We start from the raw sequence: 1,030 nt of genomic DNA on the forward strand, positions 1-1,030 counted from the left end.
AGAGTGATCTTTCCGGACTCGGTGTCGGTCGGGATGTCCCGAAGATTGTTGGCGACAAGCACTGCGCTCGAGAACGAACCGATGGCGATCGCTCCGGCCAGTCCGGCCAGGTCCACCCGCTCGGCCTGCACGAACTGAGTTCCCAGCACCGCAATCAACCCGAAGAAGATGAACACGGCGATCTCGCCGAACCCGCTGTATCCGTACGGCTTCGTGCCGCCGGTGTAGAACCACGCACCGATGATGCAGAACACTCCGACCGCGACCAGCCACCAGGCCGTGGTCGCAGCCAGAACGAAACCGGCTACCGCGGCAACGGCGAAGCAGCTGATCGCGGCGGCCTTCACCGCTCCGGGACTGACCAACTTCGATCCGACCAAGCGCAGTGGCCCGACGCGGTCGTCGTCCGTTCCGCGGATTCCGTCGGAGTAGTCGTTCGCGAAATTCACCCCGACGATCAAGGCCAAGGAGACGATCAGTGCCAGGAGCGCCTTCCACCACACTGCGAGGTCCAGGGACGCCGCGGCTCCGGTGCCGACCAGCACGGGCGCAATCGCGTTCGGGAGTGTGCGCGGCCTCGCGCCTTCGATCCATTGAGCAGCTGTTGCCATACGACGATCTTTGCACTGTGCAATACGATCGAACGCGGTGGATCAGCACATGACTCGAGACGTGAGTGAGCGCGCCAGGTACGCGCAGTCGGGCGCAGACCTGGCAGACATTGCCTTGCTCGGACCCGTTTCGACCAAAGTGGGCGATCGTCTGGTGCCCCTCCCGGGGCCGCGAGCTCGAACTCTCCTGGTGGCGCTGGCTCGCAATCCCGGTGAGCCACGTACCGCGCAGAGCCTGATCGACGACGTCTGGGGGCTGGAGCCGCCGCGCTCACCGATGAACGCCCTCCACACTCAGGTCTCGCGCCTGCGATCTGCACTCCCGGACGGGGCCCTCGAAGTCACGGCGGCCGGATACCGGCTCACTCTCGCTCGGGAGCGTGTCGACCTGGCCAGGGCAGCGGACGCCGCCCGTGGTC

At 65.8% G+C, this 1,030-nt stretch carries 2 protein-coding genes; one reads left to right on the forward strand and one right to left on the reverse strand.

Features of this window, described 5'->3' with window-relative positions; all coding sequences use genetic code 11:
• A partial coding sequence (locus tag ABT116_RS50290; protein WP_351648548.1) for a 1,4-dihydroxy-2-naphthoate polyprenyltransferase occupies window positions 1–611 on the reverse strand: 611 nt, incomplete at its 3' end.
• A gap of 190 nt (window positions 612–801) precedes the next feature.
• Between ABT116_RS50290 and ABT116_RS50295 the strand changes: the two genes are divergently transcribed.
• The coding region (locus ABT116_RS50295; RefSeq protein ID WP_351648551.1) for an AfsR/SARP family transcriptional regulator at window positions 802–1,030 on the forward strand (229 nt) is incomplete at its 3' end.

Origin of the sequence: Streptomyces sp. NPDC002130 (genome assembly GCF_040296465.1) — a bacterium.
Lineage (GTDB): Bacteria > Actinomycetota > Actinomycetes > Streptomycetales > Streptomycetaceae > Streptomyces.